The sequence below is a fragment of the Pseudomonas sp. Q12-87 genome (genome assembly GCF_001269755.1).
Lineage (GTDB): Bacteria > Pseudomonadota > Gammaproteobacteria > Pseudomonadales > Pseudomonadaceae > Aquipseudomonas > Aquipseudomonas fluorescens_S.
Map to the genome: position 1 here is coordinate 211838 of NZ_LHVI01000011.1, position 23573 is coordinate 235410.

Sequence of the window (23573 nt, forward strand, 5' to 3'; positions counted from 1 at the left end):
ATGACCGAAGCCATCCGCTACGAAACCGGCCCCGATCGGATCGTCGTCCTGACCCTGGACATGCCGGGCCAGAGCGCCAACACCATGAACACGGTGTACCGCCAGGCCATGGCCGCCTGCGTCGCCCGTTTGACCGCTGAAAAGGATTCGATTGTTGGGGTAATCATCACCTCCGCCAAGAAAACCTTCTTCGCCGGAGGTGACCTCAACGACCTGGTCAAGGTCGGCAAGCCCGAGGCCAAGGCCTTCTATGACATGGTGCTGGGGCTCAAGGCGCAACTGCGCGCGCTGGAAACCCTCGGCAAGCCAGTGGTGGCAGCCATCAATGGTGCGGCCCTGGGAGGCGGCTGGGAGATTTGCCTGGCCTGCCATCATCGCGTAGCGCTGGACCACCCGCCCGTGCAGATCGGCCTTCCTGAAGTCACCCTTGGCCTGTTGCCGGGCGGCGGCGGGGTGGTGCGGATGGTGCGCCTGCTCGGCCTCGAAAAGGCCTTGCCCTACCTGCTCGAAGGCAAGAAGTTGGGCCCACGACCGGCGCTGCAGGCTGGCTTGATTGACGAGCTGGCAGAAGATATGGACGAACTGCTGGCCAAATCCCGGGCCTGGATTCTCGCCAATCCCAACGCCGTCCAACCCTGGGATACGAAGGGTTATCGGCTCCCGGGCGGCTTGCCGTCCGATCCGCACCTCGCGCAAATGCTGGCGATCGCCCCCTCTATCCTGCGGAACAAGACCCAGGGCTGCCTGCCGGCCCCGGAGAAAATCTTGTGCGCTGCTGTGGAAGGCGCACAGGTGGATTTCGATACCGCTCACTTGATCGAAACCCGCTACTTCACTGAACTGACCATCGGCCAGGTGGCAAAAAACCTGATCGGCACGTTCTGGTTCCAGCTCAACGAGATCAAGGCCGGGGGCTCTCGCCCGCAGGGCTTGGCGCCTTGCCTGACGCGAAAAATCGGCGTGCTCGGTGCGGGCATGATGGGCGCCGGCATTGCCTGCGTCAGCGCCGTGGCCGGTATTGCGGTGGTGCTCAAGGATGTCGAGCGCGCAGCCGCCGAGAAGGGTAAGGCTCGTTCGGCGGCATTGCTGGACAAAAAAGTCGCCCGTGGTCAGCTCACTGCCGAGCAGCGCGACGCTACGCTCGCGCGGATCCACACCACCGACAGCGACGCTGACCTGGCGGGGTGCGATCTGATTATCGAAGCGGTGTTCGAGGATCGCGCCCTGAAAGCCCGCGTGTCAGCCGCGGCCCAGGCCGTCGCGGGCCCAGACGCAGTGATCGCCTCCAACACTTCCACGTTACCCATCACCGGCCTGGCCACTGCGGTGCCGGATCCGACGAAGTTCATCGGCCTGCACTTCTTCAGCCCGGTGGAAAAAATGCCTTTGGTGGAGATCATCAAGGGTGCCCGCACCAGCGATGAAACCCTGGCAAGGGGCTTCGATTTTGTCCTGCAAATCAACAAGACGCCGATTGTGGTCAACGACAGTCGCGGCTTCTTTACTTCCCGAGTATTTGGCACCTTTACCCATGAGGGCATCACCATGCTCGGCGAAGGGGTAAGTGCGGCGATGATCGAGACTGAAGCGCGCAAGGCCGGGATGCCCGTCGGGCCTCTGGCAATCTCTGACGAAGTTTCCCTCAGTCTGATGAGTCATATCCGTCTGCAAACCGCCAATGACCTGCGGGCAGAAGGGAAAACGCCGATTGAGCACCCGGCGTTCAGAGTGATCGACTTGATGCTCAATGAATTCAAACGACCTGGAAAGGCTGCCGGCGCCGGTTTTTATGAATACCCGGCCAGCGGGCAAAAATATCTTTGGCCGCCGCTCAAGCAACGCTTCGAGCAAGCCGACGGGCAGATCTCGCCGCAGGATATTCGCGATCGCCTGTTGTTCGTTCAAGCGCTGGAAACCGTACGCTGTGTGGAGGAGGGCGTGCTGACTGCGACGGCGGATGCCAACGTCGGCTCGGTCTTCGGTATCGGCTTTGCTGCCTGGACCGGCGGGGCATTGCAGTTCATCAACCAGTACGGCCTTCGGGACTTCATCGCTCGTGCCCAATACTTGGCTGAGCAATACGGCGAGCGATTCGCCCCGCCGACTTTGCTGCTGGAAAAAGCCGCCAGGGACGAACTGTTCTGACAGGCGTGGGAAGGGGCTTGCCTTGGGACCGTGTTTCAAGGCAGGCTCTTGGGTGTGCAATATTCCCATCACGTGTCAGGTATTTTTTATGTCGCTACGCATCTGCATTCTGGAAACCGATGTCCTGCGTCCAGAGCTGGTCGATCAATATCAGGGTTACGGGCAGATGTTCCAACGGCTGTTTTCCCAGCAGCCGATAGCGGCCGAGTTCATCGTGTACAACGTGATGGAGGGCCACTACCCAAGCGATGACGAGGAGTTCGATGCCTACCTGGTGACCGGCAGCAAGGCTGATTCCTTCGGCACCGACCCGTGGATTCAAACCCTCAAGACCTTCCTGCTGGAGCGTTACCAGCGTGGCGACAAACTGTTGGGGGTGTGCTTCGGCCATCAACTGTTGGCGCTGTTGCTGGGTGGCAAGACTGAACGCGCCACCCAAGGTTGGGGCGTCGGCACCCATCGTTACAAACTTGCCGCCAAGGCACCGTGGATGAGCCCGGTCATGGAAGAACTGACCTTGCTGATCAGCCACCAGGACCAGGTTACCCAATTGCCTGAAGACGCCACGGTCATTGCCTCAAGCGATTTCTGCCCGTTCGCTGCCTACCACATCAACGATCAGGTGCTGTGCTTCCAGGGCCATCCGGAGTTCATCCACGACTATTCCCGGGCGTTGCTGGAGATTCGCCAGCAACACCTCGGTGAACAGATCTACAGCCAAGGCGTGGCAAGCCTTGCCCAGGAGCATCATGGCACCACGGTAGCGGAGTGGATGATGCGGTTTGTGGCTCAGAAGCGGCTTTGAGCGACAAGCTGCGAGCTACAAGTTAAGCGCTGCAATCCTGAGCTTGCAGCTTGCAGCTTGCAGCTTGCAGCTTGCAGCTTGCAGCTTGCAGCTGCTCCTCCTCCTACAACCACCCCGACCGCTTGAAGCTCGCCCACAACGCGGTGCAACCCACGGCGATAAACCCAAGCACCGCAAAATACCCGTAGTGCCAATTCAGCTCGGGCATGTCCCGGAAATTCATCCCGTAGATCCCTGCCACTGCCGTCGGGAACGCCAGGATCGCCGCCCAGGCTGCGAACTTGCGCTGCACCACGCTCTGGCGCGACGCTTCGAGCAACACACCGACTTCAATGGTCTGGCTGGCGATGTCCGCCAGGGTGGTGAGGTCTTCCATCTGCCGCGTGACATGGATCTGCACATCGCGGAAATAGGGGCTCATATTCTTGTCGATGAAGGGAAAATCCAGCCGCTGCAACTCTTCGCTGATCTCCACCATCGGCGCCGCGTAGCGCCGCAGGCGTAACACGTCGCGGCGCAAGCTGTGCAGATTCTGGATATCCCGCTCGTTCAGGGCGCTGCACAACACATTGCGCTCCAGCTCATCGATCTCGGCGTGAATGGCTTCCCCCACCGGCTGGTAGTTTTCGATCACGAAATCGAGGATGGCGTAGAGTACGAAATCTTCCCCGTGCTTGAGCAGGATAGGGCGCGCCTCACAGCGTTGTCGGACGTGGGCGTAGGACGCCGAGTGCCCGTTGCGCGCAGTGATGATGTAGCCCTTGCCCGCGAAGATATGGGTTTCGATGAACTGCAGCTTGCCGTCTTTGCGTATCGGCGAGTAGGTGACGATAAACAGCGCGTCGCCGAAGGTCTCCAGCTTGGGACGGCTGTGCTTCTCCATCGCGTCTTCGATCGCCAGTTCATGCAGGTTGAACTGGCGTTGCAAATTGGTCAGTTCCAGGGCGGTAGGCTCTTCAAGGCCAATCCACACGAAGTGACCGGGTTTCGCGGCCCAGGCACTGCCTTCGTCCAGGGTGATGTTGGTGACTTTTTTACCGGCGCTGTAAACCGCAGCAGCAACGACTCTACCCATGGTGATGGTTCTTCTTCTTGGAAAAATGGCAGTGATAATGCAGCGCCCAGCTTAGCGTGCCCTGCTACTTGAGAGTCAGCAAAATCTGCCGAGTTCGCAGGCAAAAGAAAACCCGCCGATCGCGGGTTTCTTTTCAGGCGACCTGCAACTGCCGGTCCATCGCTTCGATGCAGTTGCGCATCTGTTCACGGCATTGGGCGATGAGCTGGGGCATGTCGTCCATGGTAAGCCCGGCCGTAGGAATCGCCGGCAAGGAGCGTATGAGAATATCGCCGCTGCGCCAGCGATTGAGGCGCATAGGCTTGATGTAGCGGCTCACGCATACAGGAGTTATCGGCACGCCGGCCGCTATCGCCATCCGAAATGCGCCTTGCTTGAAGGGCAGCAGGTCTTCGCCAAAATTGCGCGTGCCTTCCGGGAACACCCAGATTGAGGTGTCTTCATGCTGCAGCGTATGGGTGGTCATCTGGATCGATTGGCGTGCCTTGATGGCGTTGCCTCGGTCGATCAGCACGTTGCCGGCCAACCAGAACAGTTGCCCGAACAGCGGCACCCACTTCAGGCTCTTCTTGCCGATGCATACGGTACGGCGCGGCACCACGTTGCCGAACATGAACAAGTCATAGTTGGATTGGTGATTGGCGATGATTACGCAGCTCTGGGATTTGTCCTCCAGCGTGCCCACATCGGCCCGGACCCGCAGACCCAGGATGTACATAGCGGGCAGGGCATACAGCCTGGCACATATACGGCTGTTGTCCGGGTTGAACGGCCGGCAGATACCCACAACCACCCCAAGCACACCCGCCAGGACAAAATGCAGCCCCATCAGCAACATACGCAGAACAAACAACATCTACAGGCCCTATCGGGACAAAAGGTGGCGCAGTGTACGGATGTGCACTGTTTTCAGCAATTGTCCCTATAGAGGTACGGTATGTAGGCTGACTCGCAGCCTCAGCCCATATGTTCCTGGTCCAGCAAGATCGCGCTGTCCAGGGTTTCCAGTAATGCCTTGCGGACTTTCAGCTTGGTGTTCTTGTGAGCGGTCATGTTGATCTTTTTCAACTGGCGCGCTGCTTCCAGCGCCGCGCCCTGCAATTCTTCGGCAGCTACCACTTTGTCGAGGAAGCCCGCATCCACAGCGCCTTGCGGGTTGAACATCTCGGCATTGATCACCGAGCGATGAAACGCTGATTTGCGCAGGCGATCACGGGCCAGCTCGATACCGGCGTGATGCATGGTCATGCCGATCTGCACTTCGTTCAGGCCAATGCTGAACGGCCCATCCACACCAATGCGATAGTCCGCCGACAGCAGCAGGAACGCACCCTTGGCCACCGCGTGCCCGGTGCAAGCGACGACGACGGGGAAGGGGTGCGACAACAGGCGACGGGCCAGGGTCGAGCCGGCGGTAACCAGGCTCACCGCTTCCTTGGGGCCAGCGGTCATGACTTTCAAGTCGTAACCACCCGACAAGATCCCCGGTTGCCCGGTAATGATCACCACTGCCCGATCCGCTGTCGCCTGGTCCAGCGCTGCATTAAATGCGGCAATCACATCCGGCGAAATGGCATTCACCTTGCCGTTGTTCAAGGTCAGGGTCGCGATACCGTCGTCGAGATGGTAGGCAATCAGGTCGCTCATGACGCTATTCCTTGTAAGAGAAGTGACGCAGACGTTACCCAGCGCTGCCGGCCAGGTAAAGCGCCATGACTGACTCACCGGTCAGCCCCAGGTCACGTAAACCGTCTGGCCAGCCCACCCAGCCACGCCCTCATCTATAGAGGGGCGACTGCACAGCCCCGGAGATTGGCCGGTTTGCCATGCCCAAGCGCGTTTGAATCCCCGACCCACCTTAACCGCATGAAAATTCTGAAAAAAACCTTTGCCATTGGAAAAGCTTTCGACTACATTAGCGCGCCTCGACAGACTGAACAGTTTGTCGAGATACGGTGAAGTGTCCGAGTGGCTTAAGGAGCACGCCTGGAAAGTGTGTATACAGGAAACTGTATCGAGAGTTCGAATCTCTCCTTCACCGCCACATTCTGCAAACACAAACCCCTGATTTTCCTAGAGAAAGTCGGGGGTTTGTGGTTTTTGGTGTCTAAAAAAGGGCGATATGGGACCAATCTGGGACCAGGGGGGGCTTTTACTTCCCCAGGAATGCAGCAGGATGCGGGCTAGCTCCAATAGTTTTGGAAAGACAATCCGAACTGGATGGGGGGCATTTGACTTTGGTAAAGGTGAAGGTGGGCCGTCGGCCTCGGCCTACAAGCGCAACCGACTACCCTTGTGGTCATGTCAGCAGCCGGGGCGCTCCGTCTAGAGGTTCTGGTATTTTTTAGCAAAAAAAAAGGCCTCACCTATACTCTGGTGAGGCCTTTCCTATTTCTGTTTAACGCGTGCTGTCTGGAGTTCTGTGGGTAGGTACCCAAGTAGAGTCCGGACGACTGGTTGGTGGTAAGCGCGTATTATCAGGAACGGTAGTGTAGTTGGGCCGCTTGCCGCCGCGTGGCCCTTGTTCCTGAAAAATGCCGCCGTTGTTACCGGTATTGGAACCGGGAGTTTTGCCATTTGCCATGAGGATTCTCCTTAGGCGATAAATGCGCACAAACCCCGAAGCAACGGCCGCAACAAGCTGTACAAACAATGTGCGTACGCATAGAATCTTGCTCCTCAGGTTTCTGCGCTTGGGTAGCCGTAAGGGGAACCGTCTCGACAACATTCCCCCTTACGGCCGATTGAGTCCCGCTTTCGCGGGACTTTTCATTTAGGCCAAAAGCCAATCTCTTACAAACGTTAGTCATTAATTTGACTAATCGTCTCGTTCCGTCTGCTTGTTGACACTCTAATGATGGCCAGGGAAGACAGCAAGGGTTTTTTCGTCTTTTTTTTCCTGTGCATATCTTTCTGGTTTTGTGCATAAGCCTGTGGATAAAAATTGGATCCTTGTCGGAAGTCCCCAACCTATTCAGCCTTGAAGGGGCAGTTATTTGAAAATGCTTTTATTTGTACGTTTTTTGATCAGATTGCCAATGCGCCGTAATGGTCGATGTCTTACAAGGCATTCGATAAATTACGCCTAAGCCGTTGTGCTTGTAGGATAAGGCTTACACGCGATAGGATTTTTCGATGGGCGCCGACTCGAGATCTCTCAAATTTTCACATCTACAGCTTCAGCGCCAATTGCAACATCCCCACCACATCCGGCCCATCCTCATTAATCCACGTCCCATAGTGCTGCCGGATCATATTCCCGTTGGTATGCCCCATCTGTTCGGCAATCCAGTCAATCGAAGCCACGCCCGTGGTCAGCAACTGGCTGGCATAGGTATGCCGACACTGGCCTGGCCCACGATAGCGAACCCCGGCCGTGTTCAAGTGAGCCTTGAAAAAACGATCCCGCACAACAAAGTCGCTGACATGCGGCAGACCGCTTTTGGTATTCAGGAACACAAGGTACAACTTATGCTGTCGCACTGTCTTATTGTCCCGCTCGACGATATCGACCGTCTGCGCTTTCTTGGCCGGACTCATCGCATCAATCTTGCGTAGTGCATCCCATGCCGGCTCCAGAAGTCGCACCTTCCGAGTTGAGCGCCGAGTTTTCGTCACCCGATAAGCGCCGCGCACCTTGGAGCGGCGAAACGTCACCGTTCCATGCTGCAAATCGACGTTCTCCCAGGCCAACGCAATCGTTTCCGATACCCGCGGTCCAGCCCAAATCATGAACTGAATCATCAGCAGCTCTTGCACGCGGTGCGTCGGCGTTTCAAGGATCTGCTTGATCTCCGCCCTGGTGAACGGGTCCGGTGCTTCAGGATCGGGCAAGCGCACAAACAACCCCTCAGTCGGATCATGCGCAACCTTCTTCCGAGTCCGGTAAAGCCTAAAGACCTGCCGCACATTGCTGATGATGCCCCGAATGGTCTTGTTCTTCAGTCGCTTCGACAACGTATCCTGCACCCACTCCTGTAAGCCCAGGTGATCGATCTGGTCGATCTGAACTTTGCCCCAGCGTGGCCGGACATGCACCTCTGCTTTATTGGCATAGCCCCGATACGAGGTGGCGGCAACCCCCGGTAACTGGTGCCGTCGCTGGCGAAGTACATGCGGGTTGGACCGGAGGGGCAGTTCTACCAGGCGCAGGGCTGGAAGAACGAGCACGCGTTTGAGCCGGGGAGCATCTTCCATCTGCGCGAGGCGGATTTGCACCAGGAAATTTATGGGTTGCCGGAGTGGATCAGTGCGTTGCAATCGGCGCTTTTGAACGAGTCTGCGACGCTGTTCCGGCGCAAGTATTACGAGAACGGTAGTCACGCCGGTTTCATCCTGTACATGACCGATGCGGCGCAGACTGAGGCGGATATTGATGCGTTGCGTAAGGCGCTGAAGGAGTCGAAGGGACCGGGGAATTTTCGGAATCTGTTTGTCTATTCGCCCACTGGCAAGAAGGATGGTATTCAGCTGATCCCTGTCAGTGAGGTGGCGGCCAAAGACGAATTCAACTCGATCAAGAATCAGACTCGTGATGACGTGCTGGCGAGCCTGCGCATTCCACCGCAGTTGATGGGGATTGTTCCTCAGAATGCAGGTGGGTTTGGGGCGATCAGAGAGGCGACGCAGATATGCGCGGCCAACGAGCTGGAGCCCATTCAGAGGAGAATGACGCAACTGAATTATTGGCTAGGAGAGGATGTTTTGCATTTTAAGCCCTACGAAATTGATGGGGAGATCTAAAAGCTCCGCCCTGCGGACGAGTAGTAAGGCCGGTGAGTTACACCGGCCGGACATAAGTCACTCGGACACGCTGGTACTGCAATCAAAGCTTAGTGATGTACTTTGATTAATCAGTATCTGTGGAATAAAAAATTTCCGTGATCGGTGAGTTTTCCACCCAAAACCTCATGCTCTTGAAAGTATTCTTCCCATGCAACGCAGATTTTATCGAGAAACATTAATAGGTCGTAATTGACCCCGTCATCTAACGCTATCTCAAAAGAGCCTCTTGTTTTTTGCGTTCCATCGATAGGTCCATCAGGGCCGAGGGCAGTTAATGTTTCTTCGATTGGTTCTATTTTCGGTGTAGCACTAATAAGGAAATGTTTTTGTGCGTTTGCGATGTCAGCGCACACGCCAAATAACCCATCGGCCATCGCTCGCCATGACGAGTGGAAGGAGTGGTGCTCTCCTTTTACAATTTTTTGACGAGACATTACCCAATCCCTTAAGGATGAATTCGTAACGCAAAAATTGATCAGATGATCCGCTATATTAATCGGTTGGTCTGAGTTCCAGGTTCGGCTAGCCTCTCTAATAATTTATAGGCCACATCTGCAGGTGTTTGAAAGCTTGAGATCATGATTACGTCCTGAATGGTGAATAGCTGCTAGTCCCGAAGGCTAGTCTATACCATCGTCATAGTCAAAACCCCCAAGCGCTACGCTCAGGTGGTCGGATTCGTGGTATCCAAACATATTCCCTAGATACAACATTAACTTACGAAACTGTTCCGCTGAATCTAAGAGCCATTCTTTCGTTAGAAGTGCGAGGTGGTTTGACTTAAGTGCATCTGTTTTTTCTTTTTGGGTGTTGTCAGGTCGTCCTGGCTCCCACGAACCACATACTCTCTCTGGTTTTCCATGGGCAAGTTTATCTCGGATCTGAAAGATTTTTATTGCGAACTGTAGCGGCCCCTGTGCCCAGTTTAGTTCTGCTTCTGCTGCCTTATGTAAGATCTTTATTTTGTTACGCCAAGGGAGTCTTTCTATGTCGTCCCAAAAGGGTATTTGACGATCACCTAAGGTATTTAGATATGCCTCAAGTGAAAAAGCCATAAATACAACAATCGTGGGATATTCTTTTTCAAGCAGGTCCCCTTGTTGCAATCTACCAACCATGGCGTAGAAGGCTTGCAACGCTGTCGATTGCGCCGTGAACTCCTTGTACGGCCTCCAACGATCTATTCCCATACTTTTGCCCCCGTTTGAGTTCGTTTCGCTATTTTATTGATAAGTATGGCAGAGCTGCCCCGTCCTTAGCCTAGATGCATCGCCATTGGACCTTATCGTTACGGGCGGCTTGACGCTGCCCTGGTGTTCGCTTCGAGTGCCATTCAGATGTGTGGAGTCGTAGTGAAGGATGACTCCATACCCATGTTCTTATAAAGGTGATGGAGGCAAGAGTTTCCCCCACGCCGAAATGCGCTCAGCTGTCAGGACACCCATCATGATTAACGTAAGAAAAGCCAGGCACAACACAACGAGAGGGAGTTTGGTAATCGCAAATCGAATACCACCCAAGGGGCCCGGGTATTGCTTTAGGTAGACTTTCGCGATGCGCCGGTAACCGCCGCCCGAAAGATAGCCCCATAGGAAAAATAGCGCGGTAACAATCATCGCGAATGGACGGGGATCATCGAATTGTAGGCAAGTGAAACCGGCACTGATACCAAACAGTGAACCAATGTCTTGGGAAGATCGAAAGTATCGTTCGGCTATCAGTTCATCGTCAGTTTTGAACAGCATCGTTTATCTCTTAAAATGAATATGAAAAGGGTTCGCTTCCCATTCTATCCGTTTTGAGATAGGCGATCTCAGCCTCGGTTTCGGCTGTTTGTCGCATAAGAACAGGGGCATGTGTTGGCTTTTCGGAAAAAAAGCACTCATATTAAACCGCTAGATGTTTGGCTAGCATATCCAAATTGACATATCTAGGTGCCCCACAACACTTTCCATCGCTGATAAAGCTACTAATTTTCCTGAGGCGGTCAGGAAACATGTTGGTATAGAATCCACTCCATAGTTTTTAATGATTGTATGTAGGGAGGGGCATGTCGCCTGTAGATCGCCGTCAGTGGTTGGAAAACCTGTGAGCGCTTTTTTATATTGTTCTAGTATTGTATTAGCGTCTGCTACAAGGTTAATGCTCATTAATCCCTTGCTGCAGAGATATTCTTTGTTTGCCGTTGAGAGTTGGAATCCTGGTTCCATTAAAGGGAGGAACGTGGAAGCGTATCTCTCAGCTACTGGTGGGGGTGGGTTGTTATTGAAGCTGATGTGTTTTGTAAAGAAAACAAAAGTAAGAAAGGCAATGTGCTGTTTGGTAAGTCTAGGTGTAATGCTGATGGCTTCTTCATATACGAGTTTCATCAAAGGATCGGAGTCTTCCTCAAGTCTTCTAACCACCATCGACGCTAATAGCTTTAAATCTATTTGATCTCCTTTTTCAGCGCTACTAAGCAATGCTGCGCTAAAGCAAGCTTGACTGTCGGGTTTGGCAAAAGCCTCAGCAGTAACTTTATTTGGTTCGGCAAGTTTGTTTACGAATGCATCCATAAACTCTTTTGTGTGCTTTCTTGCTGTTGCCTCAGCTTCTGCTCTTAGTGCAGGAAGGTGTTTTTCGAGGAAGATTTCTGTTAATTCCTTAACTTCGGCCAACTCAAGACCATTTTTAGTAATCGTAACCGCCCCATTGGCCTGGACAGCGATGGAGCCATCAGCCGCATTTTGCTCTTGACGGTTAATCATTATTTGGCTCCTTGCCGAAGGACATATCGCCACCTGATTGATAGCCCGTACTACCACCCTCAACTTTTTGGATTTGGCTGTTAGAAGATTTGTTAAAGTGGGATCTGATAAGCCAAACTAAGCCCGAAAGACCCAGTACTCCGATTCCTGAAAATATCCATGAGATATTTGCTATTAAGTAATCTATCCACTCTTTCATAATTACTCCTTGTAAACGACCACAAAACTATAAAAGTGCATAATTTTCTGCTGGGTATCGCTCTAGCAACCCTTAAATTATGACGCAGATCTGTTCAACGTGTTAGCGCAGGAACCAAATCGCATGAATAGGTCGATAGGCCAGAAACGATGCTTGTGGGTGTTGACGACATTGTCGTTCATCGGTGGCATCCTTATCCCGGCGCGCGCCATCATCCCCCCACCACGCCTGTGGGCTAGATAGCACTTTTGTTCTGCATGGCTGCGTCTTGCTTGGCACAAGTGAGGCTGGGCATTTGGTTGGTGTATGTGGGGCGTCAAAAGCCCGCGAATCCCTGCGAAGGGTAGGTATGTCTGATGTAAGCGATAGCGTGATTCGTTCGCCTCGAAAATCTTCCCGAAGGCTCTGGATCACAGGAGTGCAGTCGGAAAAAAGTAATGCGCAAATCCAGACGCAGTTGCAACGCTGAAAGCCTCGCATTGATTGGTTTAGATGAATTACTCCAGAAAGAAATTTGGAGTGATGGAAAGATAATTCTGATTTAACTGATTGATTTATAAGGTTTTATTAAGATTAAAAATTGCTTTTCTGAAAGTAATTACCTTGCTTTTACATTACAAGAAAATCACCTTGTATCGAACCTACGTTCCCCAACGGAATCAAGCTTTGCAGGTAGCTCCATGGGGCGAGTTACCAAAACTACTCATTGCCGACGCCAATCCCAAAAAACGCAAAACTCCCATTACGCAAGCGTGCCTCCTGCTGCCCCACAGATTCCATGGGATTGCCATGGGAACGCTTGCGCGCAAACTATCGCTCTGAAGCCCCTATAAACCGGGACCTGATTCGTCGAAAACGACAATCGGGTGCTTTCGAATCTCTCCTTCACCGCCACATTCTGCAAACATAAACCCCTGATTTTCCTAGAGAAAGTCGGGGGTTTGTGGTTTTTGGCGTCCAAAAAATAGTCCCATGGGAAAGCCCTGGGCCCGGTATAAACCCGGCGTACTTGATATAAAAACTCGAAAGACGCTCAGTAAGCGGGTGAACAATCATCGCGGTAGAGCCAATGGTGCTTGACGCTGTAATTGCTCTTTCAATCGCGTCTTGCAGCAAGTCAATTGCAAAGCCTTGGCCTTGAGCTGCAAAAGTTATCCCCATTCGCCCCACCTGGAGAGGGGTTGGCCTCAGCGCCGCTCATCGCAAAGGGACGACTGATCAATCCCAAGGTCTACCTCAAACACGCATCCAATGACCGGGACGTCCCATGTCATATCCACGAGTCGGCTTCGCTTGCCAATACCGTCATCCCGAGCGAAGTCTTTCACCCAGTCAGTTAAAGCTCATCGAAGCCCCGTTCAATCCTCGTACCACGACGCTGCGCTGGATGGACAGCGTGTCGCCGCAGATGGCCCGCGACAGGTTGGTGGACGTGGTGGGGCACAATCTTGAGGCTCAGTTGCGCTTGATTGCCTACGTCGCCGAGCTTCCGGCGGCGTTGCGCATGCTTCGGCTAAGCAGCGACCTGCTGCCGTTCTACAGCCATCCCAAGGTGAACGGGTTTTATCAGGATCCTGCGATCCGCGGCCTGCTTGAAGAACGTTTCGCCGCGATTGGCAACCTCGCGCGTTCAGCGGATATACGGCTGTCGTTTCACCCCGGCCAGTATTGCGTACTGGGCTCGGATAAACCCCCGGTGGTAGAGAACAGCCTGGCGGAGTTTGAATACCACGCCGACATGATCCGGATGATGGGATACGGTCGGCGTTTCCAGGATTTCAAATGCAACGTACACATCGCCGGCCGCCTGGGGGGCGAGGGGATACGTTCGATCTGGCCGCGGTTGTCGGAAGTGGCGCGCCATTGCATCACCTTCGAAAATGAGGAAAAAACCTACGGTGTGGACGATTGTCTGCAACTCGCCGACCTCGCGCCCGTCGTGCTGGACATTCACCATTGTTGGATCAACGAGAACGACTACATCGCACCGGACTCCCCGCGAGTCGATCGCATCATCGAAAGTTGGCGAGGCGTTCGACCCACCATGCATTACTCCCAACCGCCGGAGCGACTTCAGGAATTGGGTTTCGATGCAGATCGCAAACTTGAAATGGACGCCTTGTTAAAGGTTGTGTCCAAGCGAGATCTATACGGCCACAGCGCGCAGATGTGGAATCGCTGGACGAATGAATACGCGCTCAGGTTCCTGGACCGTTTCGACATCATGCTGGAAGCGAAGGACAAGAACCTGGCGGCGCTGGCGTTTTATGAATGTGTTGTGGCCTCGGGTCGTCAGTTCACTGAGGTAAAAAGCCTTTCTGGCGACTTACGTGTTGAATGACCTTTTGCGTCGTGTATCACCTTGCAGCAGTAAGTTGATCATTAGGCTTGCGACATGCCCGGCACATCCATGTTGATCCTGCGCCACGCCGCTTCGGCAAAGCTGTACACCGAAAAAGCGATCAAGCCCAACGCCATCAGCATCAGGACCACACCGCCGGCCGGCAGGTTCTGAAGTGCATTGAGGGCGTCTTTCATCCCGGGTGGGTCCATGGCTTTGTAAGCCGAGCCGCTGACCATCAACAGCAGGGCGATTTCGATGAAGACGATACCTCGGGCGATAAGACCGAAGCGCGACACCGGGCGCACATAGCGCATGACGTCTTCGTCCGCTTCGAAGTACTTCTCGAATGACGCTTTCCAGCCCTTGATGATGTGAGCGATGCCCACCCCCAGCGGCACCAGGGCGATGAGGTAAATCAGGATATTGGAGTGGTCCCAGGACAACAGGCGCGCCAGTAGATCCTGGGTCTGTCCGCCACCGGAGCCGCCGGAGTTTTTCAACCCGCTGACCAGCAGCGTCAATGCAAAGAACGCGAGCGCGCCGTTGATCAAGCCGCCCGCCAGCAAGCCCATGCGAATCACCACGCCTTTAAGTTCCTTGCCGTGATGATCGACGTCGCGGGTGGCCTGCAACACGCGCCACCCGGCGAAGGCGAGCAGGCCCATGACCACCAGGCCGACCAAGGCATGGCCGAAGGGCTGGCTGAGCAGCGCCTCCAGGCTGCTATGGCTGTCCTTCGGGTTGCTTGAATCTCGAGCCGCCAGCAGCGCGAAGATACCCATGATCAGATAAATGACACCGCGAGCGGCGTAACCGCCTCGTGCCAGTAAGACCAAGCTATGGTGGGGTGACATACGCGGATATTCCAGACAGGTGATAAGCAGCAGACCTGTGGTGTTGCGAGGGGTTCGATTGGTGTTCGGGGGCAGGCTCGCCTGTGGTATTGGCGAGATGGCCATGATCACGACGGCATTACTTTGCCCACGCAATAGAGCAGGTCAGGTATTCAACGGCAACTGCGGCGTATCCGGATTCAACTGCTGGCGCCTGAACTGCCCCGGCGGCTGGCCATGGATCTGGCGAAAGCGCCTGGAAAAATAAGCCTCGTCGGCAAACCCGCACAACCTCGCCACTTCGCCCACGGGCCGCGTCCCGTTGAGCAGGTAATTACGCGCCGCATGCATCCGGCGCTCAAGCACCAGTTCGGTGAAGGTCTTGCCGATTTCCTTGCGCAACCAGTGAGTCAGGTAGGTGGGTGACAAGTACGTCGCGGCAGCCACCTTGATCAGGTTAAGGTCAGGATCGGCAATGTTCTTGCGCAGGTACTCCGACATCCGGCTCAGTGCGTCGCGCCGGCTGACCTCCGCGGCGTTCTCCTCGGCCAACCGTTTCAGGGGCTCGGCGTACAAGGCGCAGACGCTGCCGATCAGTTGCAGCAACAGACCCTTGAGCATCTCCCGGGTGCCGAATTGACGGTTCTCGTCCAGCACCCGCATCTGTTCGATCAAGGTGCAGATTCTGGCGAAATCCTCATCGCCCAGGATGAAGTCCAGATGTTCCTGGAAACGGAAGGGCGACAACTCGGGCGCCAGCAGAATCGAGACTTCTTCCAGGTCCATCGGGTCGCATTGCAAATGCGGCAGCAAGAAGGTCTGGGAAAAATTGATCACGATGAAATTGCTGTCCGCCGGGTGCGGGATCACATGCACGCGATGGGGCAGGATGAAGGCCAACGTGTTGCGTGGAAACGCCCGCTCGACGTTGCCGATGTGCTGCACCGTATCGCCGCCGAGGTTGATCTGGATCTGGAAATACTCGTGGCGATGGGGGCTGGTTTCGGCGCGCCGGCCCTTTTTGTCGCGGATGTAGAAATCAGTCAATTCGCTGCGTTGCTGCATGACATAGGTGGGGACTCGGCTCGGTGATGACATCCCTGGGAATCCTGTGCGGGCGCATGGCGATGACGGAGATTGTGACGGTGTACCCGAGCTTTTTTCAAGGCGTTATACGACGAGGAAGAGGGGCTGCGGCTTTTTCTCTACCTGGAGCCTCCAAAATCATTGTCCAAAAACGAAACGGCCTAGCTTTACAATTTATTCCTTTAAAAACAGTAAGTTAATTAATAAGAAGAAAAATATAGGAAGCCGGATTTTCTTGGACAGGTTCCGTCATCGCGGTTTTCAGTGGGAAAAATGATCTAACGCCCCGGTTGATTTTGGAAGGTTGTACGACCACTGTTGGAGCCACGCAACCCGATCCTCATCCAAAAACAATCAAGAGGTGCGCATTCCATGAACCTGTTCCCATCCCTCGCTGATCCTCCCGTCTGCTGCATCGACAGGTCCTGTTGCAAGGTGTCATCGAACGCCTGACACCGGCTGTCCCGCACCGCTGCTTCCAGTCGTAAACATCCTGCCCCGACATCGAGGGCAATGGCTTCGGCTGCTCGTAAACATTTCGACGCTTCTAACAATAACGAGGTCTATTCATGTCGAATTCCCACACCTCCCAGTCCACCGCCGCGCCGACCATTGCCAGCGCCCGGGACGCCGTCGTGCCTGAGCGGCTGCCGTCGCGGCGGCGCTGGTTCATGCTGTCGTTGCTGCTGATCGCGACGATCATCAACTACATCGACCGAGTGAACATCTCGATTGCCGCGCCGTTCCTCGCCAAGGACCTGGGCCTGGACAAGATCGAGATGGGTCTGATTTTTTCCGCGTTCGCCTGGACCTACGCAATCGCCTTGGTGCCCGCCGGGTTCATTGCCGACCGCTTCGGTTCGCGCTTCACTTACGGCGTGTCATTGATCAGTTGGTCGACCGTTACCGTGTGCCAGGGCTTGGCCACAGGGTTTGCCTCGCTGTTCGGTTTGCGCCTGGCAGTCGGCGCGATGGAAGCACCGGCGTTCCCGGCCAACAGCCGTGCGGTCACGGTGTGGTTCCCGGCGCGTGAGCGGGGCTTGGCCAGCAGCATTTACGTCTGTGGCCAATACCTGGGCACCGCATTGTTTACCGGCGCGCTGCTGTGGCTGGCGACTACTTACGATTGGCGCCATGTGTTCTACAGCACCGGTGCATTGGGTATCGTTTTCGGTGTCGCCTGGCTGTTCCTGTATCGCGACCCGATGAACTGCAAGAAGGTCAGCAAGGAAGAACTCAAGTACATCGAAGCCGGCGGCGGGCTGGTCAAGAGCAGCCAGGAGCGCACCCGATTCAACTGGCGGCAGATCGCCGAGCTGTTCAGCTATCGGCAGGTCTGGGCGATTTGCATCGGTAAATTCGCCAGCACTTCGGCCTTGTACTTTTTTCTCACCTGGTTCCCGACCTACCTGATCGAAGAGCGTCAGTTGACCATGATCAAGGCCGGGATCTTCGCCGTGCTGCCGTTCGTGGGGGCGACGGTGGGCATTCTGCTCGCCGGGATCGTGTCCGATCTGCTGATACGTCGCGGCTATTCATTGTCCTTTGCGCGCAAATTGCCGCTGGTGGTCGGGTCGATGTTGGGCATGTCCATCGTGCTGGTGAATTTCACCGACTCGAACGTGATCTGCATTGCCATCTTGACCATCGCCTTTTTCGCCCAAGGGATCGCGTCGTCCTCGTGGGCGGCCGTGTCGGAAGTGGCGCCCAAGGAACTGATCGGGCTGACCGGCGGAATCACCAGTCTGGCGGCCAATATCGGCGGCATCGTCACGCCCATTGTGATTGGTGCGATCGTGCACAAGACCGGCTCATTCGCCTTGGCCTTCTGGTTCATCGGCGGTGTCGCGCTGATCGGCACCTTGTCCTATTCGTTGCTGCTCGGTCGTTTGTACCGCATCGAACTCAAGGCGCGCTGAGGCCGGAAAAAACCGTTTTCTCCAACACGAGGCGGCATTCCTCCAACTTCACCAAAGGTTGCCGCCGTACGCTGACGCTTCCAACAGGACTTAGACCAGGATGAACATGACCGAGTACGTCTTTACCCCGGACCTGCCAGTGACCCTGCCAGTGATTGGCACCCAACAGCGCTTTCCCGTCGGCCGGGTCTTCTGTGTTGGTCGCAACTACCCATGGCCTGATACCCAGGGCGAATCCCGAGTGCCGCCGGTGTTCTTCATGAAACCTGCCAGCTGCGTCGTGGACGCGATCGGTGAGGTGGCGTTTCCGTCGGTGACGGAGGAGTTCGTGCACGAAATCGAGCTGGTCGTCGCCATCGGCGAGGGCGGCGCCAACATTCCGGAAAGCCAGGCGCTGGCCTATGTCTGGGGCTACGCCGCCGGCCTCGACCTGACCCGGCGCGACGTCCAGCGCCTGGCCAAGCGCAACGGTTTGCCGTGGGAAGGCGCCAAGGTGTTCGACGGCGCCGCACCCATGACCGCCATCGTGCCGGTTTCCCGGGCAGGGCACCCTGACGGGGAGCTGTGGCTGAACGTCAACGGCGAAGAACGCCAGCGCGACAGCCTCGACAGCCAGATCTGGTCGGTCAGTGAAATGATCGCCCGCATCTCCCAATCGGTGGCGCTGCGGGCCGGCGACCTGATCATGACCGGCAGTCCGGCAGGGGTCGATTTACTGCAGCCGGGCGACGTCATTACGGCCGGCATCGACGGCATCGGCCAATTAGAAATGCGCGTCGGTCAGCGACCTTGAACCCGGCGTTTGTCTTGTTGATTTGAGAAAGGAAGGAACACATGTCCAACACCTTGAAAGTGGCTTTGGTGACCGGCGCCGGCAGCGGGATCGGCCGTGCGGTGGCCCTCGGCCTGATGGAAGATGGCTACACGCTGGTATTGGCCGGTCGCCGGCCAGAGCCCTTGCAGGCATTGGTCGAATTGGCCGCTGTGGATGGGCGCGAGGCCCTGGCAGTGCCCACGGATGTGCGTGACCCGGTCAGTGTCGATGCGCTGTTTGCAACCATTGCAGAGGTCTATGGGCGCCTCGACGTCGTGTTCAACAACGCCGGCATCAATGCCCCCGCCGTGCCGCTGGATGAACTGACGTTCGAGCAATGGCGAAACGTGATCGACACCAACCTCAACGGTGTTTTCCTCTGTGCCCGTGGCGCCTTCGGCCTGATGCGCCGGCAACAGCCCCAAGGTGGCCGGATCATCAATAACGGTTCGATCTCGGCCCACACTCCACGGCCGTTCAGCAGCGCCTACACCGCCAGCAAACACGCAGTGCTGGGACTGACCAAATCCCTGGCCCTGGACGGGCGCGAATACAACATCGCTTGCAGCCAGATCGACATCGGCAACGCCCTGACTGAGATGTCCGTGCGCATGACCAAGGGCGTGCGCCAGGCCAACGGCACCATCGCGGTGGAGCCAATGGTGGACGTCAAGCACGTGGCCGATGCCGTGCGCTACATCGCCGGCCTGCCGCTGTCGGCCAACGTCCTGAACATGACCGTCATGGCCACCGCCATGCCGTTTGCCGGCCGCGGTTGAGCCTGCGTGCTGTTCATTTTTTGAGGATATGCATTCGTGGCGAGGGAGCTTGCTCCCGCTTGAGTGCGAAGCGCTCATAAAAAGAACCGGGGCCGCTACGCAGCCCAGCGGGAGCAAGCTCCCTCGCCACGGGAATTCAAGCCAGCCTCGAGTGAGCACCATCGCGCTTGAACCGGTTTTTCTTATTTCGTTATGAGGTCCATATGAAGCCAGAAGTCTTGCAACTCAGCCCGATCCTGATCCCTGAAATCAACGCCCGGCTCAACGAGCTGTTCACGGTGCGGCGCTATTTCGAACAGGCCGACAAGCCTGCCTATGTGCAGGAACATGGCGCCAACATTCGTGGCGTGATCACCGGCGGGCATACCGGCATCAGCCAGGCGCTCATGGCGCAATTGCCGAAACTGGAAGTGGTGGCCGTCAACGGCGTGGGCACCGATGCGGTGGACCTGGCCTACGCCCGTGATCGCGGCATCCGCGTCACGGCCACCATCGGCGCGCTGACCGAAGACGTCGCCGACCTGGCCATCGGCTTATTGATTGCCGTGTGCCGTGGCTTGTGCACCGGTGATCGCTATGTGCGCTCAGGCCAATGGCCCCACAGCCCGACCCCGCTGGCACCGCTGCCCTTGGCCCGCCAGGTGTCCGGCATGCGCATCGGCATCGTCGGCATGGGCCGGGTCGGCCGCGCCGTCGCCACCCGAGCCGCCGCATTCGGTTGCCCGATCAGCTACACCGACCTGCAACCCATGGACGACGTGAGCCACACCTTCGTCGCCGATCTCAGGCAACTGGCCCGCGACAGCGACGCCCTGATCCTCGCGGCGGCCGCTGACAAGGCTGAAGCCATCATCGATGCCGAGGTGCTGGAGGCCTTGGGCAAGGGCGGCTATCTGATCAACGTGGCCCGGGGCAAATTGGTCAACGAGGCCGACCTCGTGGCTGCACTCACCGCCGGTGACATCGCCGGTGCGGCGCTGGATGTGTTTGTCGACGAACCGAACGTGCCCCAGGCCTTGTTTGGCAACGAGCAGGTGGTCCTGCAACCGCACCGCGCGAGCGCAACGTTGCAGACCCGCACGCGGATGGGGGAAATGGTGGTGGCGAGTTTGTTGGATAGTTTTGCGGGAAGGGTGGCGCAGGGGTGTGTGACGGGGTGAATGCCGGGCTGCTTCAGGGATGTGACGCTTCCTTGAAGTGGCCGTGCACTGCGTCAGGCATATCCGGGCGGGAGCCATGTTGCGACGTGGTTACAATACGGAAGTTGTGAAAAAACACAACCAGAGTACCATCGGCTCAAAGACAGGGAAGCCCATGGATATACTCACGCCATCACGTTTTGACGACGCTGCGATTTTGTACCCGAACGACAAGGCTGGGCTTGATCGTTGCCTGCGTATTTTGAGGATGGCTCGCCCCAAAGTGTTCGCGGACCTGCAAAAGCTTTTTGGGGCGCACGGTATCGACTTGTTCAAACCCAGAGCCGCAGCGCATTGGGTGGCGATCGATGTAGGCGGCAATAACCTCAGGGTGATAGGCGGCGTCAACTTCACCCGGCAGAAGTTCTACGTCAAACACATCTATACGCATGCCGATTACGACGTAGCCAACGCCTGGTACGCAAGCAACAAAGGGGTAAAACGATGAGCGCAGCCCGGAATGACCTTCAAGCCGTGATCGCAACGCTTGGCGAGTTGCACGCGGTGCTGGAGCGCTTGCGCGGTGAGTTTGTGCATGGCATCAAGACCCCTGCCGATTACGAACGCGCGACCAGCCTGCTCGATGAACTCACCGACGGGCGCGAACTGAGCAAGACTGAGGAGAAAATTCTCGTTGAGCTTGAGGAAGAGATGCTGGCTTACCAGCGCGACTCCGAGCAATTCCGCGAATCGAACGCCGCTTTGGAGGCGAGCTGCACCCCTGTGCAGTTGATCAAGGATTTGATGGAGACACTCGGACTTACCGGTTCGGATCTCCCTGAAATCGGTGATAAAACGGCGGTGTCCAAAGTGCTCAGTGGGGATCGGCCTATCAGTCACAAGATGGCCTACGCGTTGGCGGAGCGGTTTGCGATGGAGCCGAGTGCTTTCTTGTCCGCAGGGCCAGCGAAATCGGCTCCTGTCGAAACAGTTCATCTTCCCGTCAGGAAAGCCTCAACGTATTACCGTTATCGCAGCGACCCTATAACTGCACAGTCAGTGAAGGAGACCGGCGCCGGTGAATACAAAGTAGTGGCTTCGAAGGGCCGCGGGAAGACAGCCAAGGAACCGGACAAGGGGTAGATCTTGCTGATCAAGCTTCAAGGGTCGGTTGTCGAGTCACGCGTTGCCAGAATGATCCGCACCCCCATGCTCACCCCAACAAGCACAGCAGCAAGACCTGACACCTCCAAAAGTGTCGGCAGCCGACCTTGAAACCACAAGCCAAGCAACGTCGCGAATAGCGACTCCAGGGCAATCAACTGCCCGGAAAGCACCATGGGCAGGCGTCGGGACGCGGCGTTCCAAGCCCAGGCTCCGCCAACGGATGACATCAGCGCAATCACGAAACCCCAGAGATATAAATGTCCAGCGACGGAAATACTAAAGCCCAGGCTCGGCAGTTTGAGCAGGTTGAGCGCTTGTACCGCCGGTAACAAGCACAAGGTGCCGAATCCGGCGCCAGCCATCATGAGGCCGGTCCATGCGCCTGACGCCTGGGACGGTAGCTTTAGCAAGGCGCGCTGGTTCACCCAACTGAACGCGAGCCACAAGACCACGGCACCGATTGAGAACAACACACCCATCAGCCAGGAACCATCGCTTGCAACGGGTTGATGAATCGCGCCGAGATTTGACAGCACCAGCCCACCCGTCAAGAAAAACAGCGGGATCGCCAGTTTGCGCCATTGAAGGGTCTTGGCCGTGGCGTTGCCCAGCAGTGCCAGCAAGACCGGCACCATTCCAATAAAAGCCGGGGTCAGTACTGGCCCGCCGAAGATAATGCCGGCGGCGATGCAGGCGCTATAGCCGAGGTAGCCAATAACGCCCAGGCCTGCGGCCAAAAACACTTGGTCGCGGTGTAAGAGCCGAAGTTGGGCCCGATATAGCAGTACGACCCCCATGCCCAACGTACCGGCAATAAGAAAACGCACAATCATCAAGTCATAGATCGTGTAGGCGCCGGTGACGTAGGGCGCGATGAAGTTCAGCGCCCAGCTCAGCGTGGCGACGACGGCGAGGGCCAATCCGGCGATGATGTTTGAGTGGTGGGACTGGACCATCAGGCGTGCGCCTCGATATACCGGCCATTGACACGCGACCGCCCTGGTCCAGTACCGCCATTGCAGCAAGTCCCCGGATCCTCTATAAAATCTCGCGCTGGCATCGCGTTCCTCTCGACCGTTGTTGGCCCTGGATATCTGACCCGCATGGAGCATCATCGTGAGCCACTCGCCGCGCCGCCTCAACTTTCCAGTCAACATTTGCCCGCGCAAGACGTCCCGCGCCCTGCGACATACCTGGAGCCTCACCTTACTGACGCTGCTCACCGGATGCGGAGCGCTGTCGGATGTCCGCTCTTTCTCCACCCCTTACTCGACGCCTGACGGTGGCGAGACAGCGCGTTTGCGGGTGATCAGCGACGGCATGATCAGGGCCGTACCCAAGTCCGATTGCGTGGATTTCCGCCTGCCGGGCGCCGGGGTCATGGTGACGTTTCGTGATGGCTACGCCAATCGCAACGGCGAGAGCCTGGGCATGCCAGCTGTCGACAAACACTCATCTTCCACGGTAATGACTGAGTTGCTGGTGCCTGCCGGGCAGCCCATCGCTTTTCATTACATCGGTGCTCAATGCTACAACATGTTCAGCTTTGTCCCTAAGGCGGGGATGGACTACCAACTGGATGCTGTGGGGCGTTTCAAATGCGGGGTGACTCTCCAGCAATTGCACGTGGGAACAGCAGAGCGTCCCTCTTCATCCTTGAAGGACAGCAAATTGTGCAGGGCGACGGATAACTTATAGCGTTGAGGTTCCAAGGACCCCATAACGATTGGAAAGGA

Annotated in this window: 23 protein-coding genes and 1 tRNA gene; 12 read left to right on the forward strand and 12 right to left on the reverse strand. The window is 56.3% G+C overall.

Annotation, left to right across the window (positions count from 1 at the left end):
* Complete coding sequence (locus AD663_RS07590) at positions 1 to 2145, forward strand: 3-hydroxyacyl-CoA dehydrogenase NAD-binding domain-containing protein (RefSeq protein WP_053213500.1); 2145 nt, start codon at positions 1 to 3, stop codon at positions 2143 to 2145.
* Between the two features lie 88 nt (positions 2146 to 2233).
* Positions 2234 to 2950: an amidotransferase gene (locus tag AD663_RS07595; RefSeq protein ID WP_003179479.1), complete on the forward strand. Its 717-nt coding sequence runs from the start codon at positions 2234 to 2236 to the stop codon at positions 2948 to 2950.
* 103 nt (positions 2951 to 3053) lie between these two features.
* On the opposite strand, the gene AD663_RS07600 is transcribed toward AD663_RS07595, so the two are convergent.
* The 3 genes from AD663_RS07600 to AD663_RS07610 form a co-directional block, all read right to left on the reverse strand.
* Positions 3054 to 4025 (reverse strand): magnesium and cobalt transport protein CorA, encoded by a 972-nt coding sequence (locus tag AD663_RS07600; protein ID WP_003179481.1) that lies wholly within the window; start codon positions 4023 to 4025, stop codon positions 3054 to 3056.
* Positions 4026 to 4158: 133 nt separating this feature from the next.
* On the reverse strand, positions 4159 to 4881 hold the full coding sequence (locus AD663_RS07605; protein ID WP_053213501.1) for a 1-acyl-sn-glycerol-3-phosphate acyltransferase: 723 nt from the start codon (positions 4879 to 4881) through the stop codon (positions 4159 to 4161).
* A 101-nt stretch (positions 4882 to 4982) separates the two neighbouring features.
* Complete coding sequence (locus AD663_RS07610; RefSeq protein ID WP_003179484.1) at positions 4983 to 5672, reverse strand: crotonase/enoyl-CoA hydratase family protein; 690 nt, start codon at positions 5670 to 5672, stop codon at positions 4983 to 4985.
* A gap of 307 nt (positions 5673 to 5979) precedes the next feature.
* Between AD663_RS07610 and AD663_RS07615 the strand changes: the two genes are divergently transcribed.
* Positions 5980 to 6069, forward strand: a tRNA-Ser gene (locus tag AD663_RS07615).
* A gap of 1127 nt (positions 6070 to 7196) precedes the next feature.
* On the opposite strand, the gene AD663_RS07620 is transcribed toward AD663_RS07615, so the two are convergent.
* Positions 7197 to 8243: a site-specific integrase gene (locus AD663_RS07620; RefSeq protein WP_256217165.1), complete on the reverse strand. Its 1047-nt coding sequence runs from the start codon at positions 8241 to 8243 to the stop codon at positions 7197 to 7199.
* Here AD663_RS07620 and AD663_RS07625 point away from each other — a divergent pair.
* Complete coding sequence (locus AD663_RS07625) at positions 8139 to 8768, forward strand: phage portal protein (RefSeq protein WP_256217166.1); 630 nt, start codon at positions 8139 to 8141, stop codon at positions 8766 to 8768. The genes AD663_RS07620 and AD663_RS07625 overlap by 105 nt on opposite strands.
* Positions 8769 to 8878: 110 nt before the next feature.
* Here AD663_RS07625 and AD663_RS07630 read toward each other — a convergent pair whose 3' ends face one another.
* From AD663_RS07630 to AD663_RS28885, 5 genes are all read right to left on the reverse strand, one after another.
* Positions 8879 to 9244, reverse strand: coding sequence for a hypothetical protein (locus AD663_RS07630; protein WP_157062708.1), 366 nt, complete (start codon positions 9242 to 9244; stop codon positions 8879 to 8881).
* Positions 9245 to 9430: 186 nt separating this feature from the next.
* Positions 9431 to 10000 (reverse strand): hypothetical protein, encoded by a 570-nt coding sequence (locus AD663_RS07635; protein ID WP_053213503.1) that lies wholly within the window; start codon positions 9998 to 10000, stop codon positions 9431 to 9433.
* Between the two features lie 189 nt (positions 10001 to 10189).
* On the reverse strand, positions 10190 to 10555 hold the full coding sequence (locus AD663_RS07640; RefSeq protein WP_053213504.1) for a hypothetical protein: 366 nt from the start codon (positions 10553 to 10555) through the stop codon (positions 10190 to 10192).
* A gap of 162 nt (positions 10556 to 10717) precedes the next feature.
* Positions 10718 to 11557: an LPO_1073/Vpar_1526 family protein gene (locus AD663_RS07645; RefSeq protein WP_053213505.1), complete on the reverse strand. Its 840-nt coding sequence runs from the start codon at positions 11555 to 11557 to the stop codon at positions 10718 to 10720.
* A complete protein-coding gene (locus AD663_RS28885) occupies positions 11550 to 11756 on the reverse strand; it encodes a hypothetical protein (RefSeq protein ID WP_157062709.1) in 207 nt (68 codons plus the stop codon). Before AD663_RS28885 ends, AD663_RS07645 begins: the two co-directional genes overlap by 8 nt.
* A gap of 1267 nt (positions 11757 to 13023) precedes the next feature.
* Between AD663_RS28885 and AD663_RS07650 the strand changes: the two genes are divergently transcribed.
* A complete protein-coding gene (locus AD663_RS07650; protein ID WP_053213506.1) occupies positions 13024 to 14097 on the forward strand; it encodes a UV damage endonuclease UvsE in 1074 nt (357 codons plus the stop codon).
* A gap of 41 nt (positions 14098 to 14138) precedes the next feature.
* On the opposite strand, the gene AD663_RS07655 is transcribed toward AD663_RS07650, so the two are convergent.
* Complete coding sequence (locus AD663_RS07655; RefSeq protein ID WP_033045948.1) at positions 14139 to 14954, reverse strand: DUF1206 domain-containing protein; 816 nt, start codon at positions 14952 to 14954, stop codon at positions 14139 to 14141.
* A 144-nt stretch (positions 14955 to 15098) separates the two neighbouring features.
* Positions 15099 to 16031, reverse strand: a complete 933-nt coding sequence (locus AD663_RS07660) for an AraC family transcriptional regulator (protein WP_003179489.1) — start codon at positions 16029 to 16031, stop codon at positions 15099 to 15101.
* A gap of 557 nt (positions 16032 to 16588) precedes the next feature.
* Between AD663_RS07660 and AD663_RS07665 the strand changes: the two genes are divergently transcribed.
* The 6 genes from AD663_RS07665 (at position 16589) to AD663_RS07690 (ending at position 21813) form a co-directional block, all read left to right on the forward strand.
* A complete protein-coding gene (locus tag AD663_RS07665) occupies positions 16589 to 17938 on the forward strand; it encodes an MFS transporter (protein ID WP_003179491.1) in 1350 nt (449 codons plus the stop codon).
* Between the two features lie 100 nt (positions 17939 to 18038).
* Positions 18039 to 18731 (forward strand): fumarylacetoacetate hydrolase family protein, encoded by a 693-nt coding sequence (locus AD663_RS07670; RefSeq protein ID WP_003179494.1) that lies wholly within the window; start codon positions 18039 to 18041, stop codon positions 18729 to 18731.
* Positions 18732 to 18772: 41 nt separating this feature from the next.
* Positions 18773 to 19531 carry an SDR family oxidoreductase gene (locus AD663_RS07675; RefSeq protein WP_003179496.1) on the forward strand — a complete coding sequence of 253 codons (759 nt, stop codon included), beginning with the start codon at positions 18773 to 18775 and terminating at the stop codon, positions 19529 to 19531.
* A gap of 203 nt (positions 19532 to 19734) precedes the next feature.
* Entirely contained in the window at positions 19735 to 20691 is a 957-nt protein-coding gene (locus AD663_RS07680) for a 2-hydroxyacid dehydrogenase (protein WP_003179498.1), read from the forward strand.
* 154 nt (positions 20692 to 20845) lie between these two features.
* Positions 20846 to 21178, forward strand: coding sequence for a type II toxin-antitoxin system HigB family toxin (locus AD663_RS07685; protein WP_053213507.1), 333 nt, complete (start codon positions 20846 to 20848; stop codon positions 21176 to 21178).
* Positions 21175 to 21813 carry a type II toxin-antitoxin system HigA family antitoxin gene (locus AD663_RS07690; protein WP_003179500.1) on the forward strand — a complete coding sequence of 213 codons (639 nt, stop codon included), beginning with the start codon at positions 21175 to 21177 and terminating at the stop codon, positions 21811 to 21813. The genes AD663_RS07685 and AD663_RS07690 overlap by 4 nt, the downstream gene beginning before the upstream one ends.
* Positions 21814 to 21830: 17 nt before the next feature.
* Here the strand turns inward: AD663_RS07690 and AD663_RS07695 are convergent, their stop codons facing one another.
* The gene (locus tag AD663_RS07695; RefSeq protein ID WP_053213519.1) at positions 21831 to 22793 is read right to left on the reverse strand and encodes a DMT family transporter; all 963 of its coding nucleotides are present in this window, start codon (positions 22791 to 22793) and stop codon (positions 21831 to 21833) included.
* Between the two features lie 160 nt (positions 22794 to 22953).
* Between AD663_RS07695 and AD663_RS07700 the strand changes: the two genes are divergently transcribed.
* Positions 22954 to 23535 carry a hypothetical protein gene (locus tag AD663_RS07700; RefSeq protein ID WP_088021769.1) on the forward strand — a complete coding sequence of 194 codons (582 nt, stop codon included), beginning with the start codon at positions 22954 to 22956 and terminating at the stop codon, positions 23533 to 23535.
* The last annotated feature ends 38 nt before the right edge of the window (positions 23536 to 23573 follow it).

Bases quoted from the DNA above. Each gene is read 5' to 3' on its own strand.
- AD663_RS07590 (WP_053213500.1), top strand. From the start codon at position 1: ATGACCGAAGCCATCCGCTACGAAACCGGCCCCGATCGGATCGTCGTC.
- AD663_RS07595 (WP_003179479.1), top strand. From the start codon at position 2,234: ATGTCGCTACGCATCTGCATTCTGGAAACCGATGTCCTGCGTCCAGAG.
- AD663_RS07600 (WP_003179481.1), bottom strand. From the start codon at position 4,025: ATGGGTAGAGTCGTTGCTGCTGCGGTTTACAGCGCCGGTAAAAAAGTC.
- AD663_RS07605 (WP_053213501.1), bottom strand. From the start codon at position 4,881: ATGTTGTTTGTTCTGCGTATGTTGCTGATGGGGCTGCATTTTGTCCTG.
- AD663_RS07610 (WP_003179484.1), bottom strand. From the start codon at position 5,672: ATGAGCGACCTGATTGCCTACCATCTCGACGACGGTATCGCGACCCTG.
- AD663_RS07625 (WP_256217166.1), top strand. From the start codon at position 8,139: ATGCGGGTTGGACCGGAGGGGCAGTTCTACCAGGCGCAGGGCTGGAAG.
- AD663_RS07630 (WP_157062708.1), bottom strand. From the start codon at position 9,244: ATGTCTCGTCAAAAAATTGTAAAAGGAGAGCACCACTCCTTCCACTCG.
- AD663_RS07635 (WP_053213503.1), bottom strand. From the start codon at position 10,000: ATGGGAATAGATCGTTGGAGGCCGTACAAGGAGTTCACGGCGCAATCG.
- AD663_RS07640 (WP_053213504.1), bottom strand. From the start codon at position 10,555: ATGCTGTTCAAAACTGACGATGAACTGATAGCCGAACGATACTTTCGA.
- AD663_RS07645 (WP_053213505.1), bottom strand. From the start codon at position 11,557: ATGATTAACCGTCAAGAGCAAAATGCGGCTGATGGCTCCATCGCTGTC.
- AD663_RS28885 (WP_157062709.1), bottom strand. From the start codon at position 11,756: ATGAAAGAGTGGATAGATTACTTAATAGCAAATATCTCATGGATATTT.
- AD663_RS07650 (WP_053213506.1), top strand. From the start codon at position 13,024: ATGTCATATCCACGAGTCGGCTTCGCTTGCCAATACCGTCATCCCGAG.
- AD663_RS07655 (WP_033045948.1), bottom strand. From the start codon at position 14,954: ATGTCACCCCACCATAGCTTGGTCTTACTGGCACGAGGCGGTTACGCC.
- AD663_RS07660 (WP_003179489.1), bottom strand. From the start codon at position 16,031: ATGTCATCACCGAGCCGAGTCCCCACCTATGTCATGCAGCAACGCAGC.
- AD663_RS07665 (WP_003179491.1), top strand. From the start codon at position 16,589: ATGTCGAATTCCCACACCTCCCAGTCCACCGCCGCGCCGACCATTGCC.
- AD663_RS07670 (WP_003179494.1), top strand. From the start codon at position 18,039: ATGAACATGACCGAGTACGTCTTTACCCCGGACCTGCCAGTGACCCTG.
- AD663_RS07675 (WP_003179496.1), top strand. From the start codon at position 18,773: ATGTCCAACACCTTGAAAGTGGCTTTGGTGACCGGCGCCGGCAGCGGG.
- AD663_RS07680 (WP_003179498.1), top strand. From the start codon at position 19,735: ATGAAGCCAGAAGTCTTGCAACTCAGCCCGATCCTGATCCCTGAAATC.
- AD663_RS07685 (WP_053213507.1), top strand. From the start codon at position 20,846: ATGGATATACTCACGCCATCACGTTTTGACGACGCTGCGATTTTGTAC.
- AD663_RS07690 (WP_003179500.1), top strand. From the start codon at position 21,175: ATGAGCGCAGCCCGGAATGACCTTCAAGCCGTGATCGCAACGCTTGGC.
- AD663_RS07695 (WP_053213519.1), bottom strand. From the start codon at position 22,793: ATGGTCCAGTCCCACCACTCAAACATCATCGCCGGATTGGCCCTCGCC.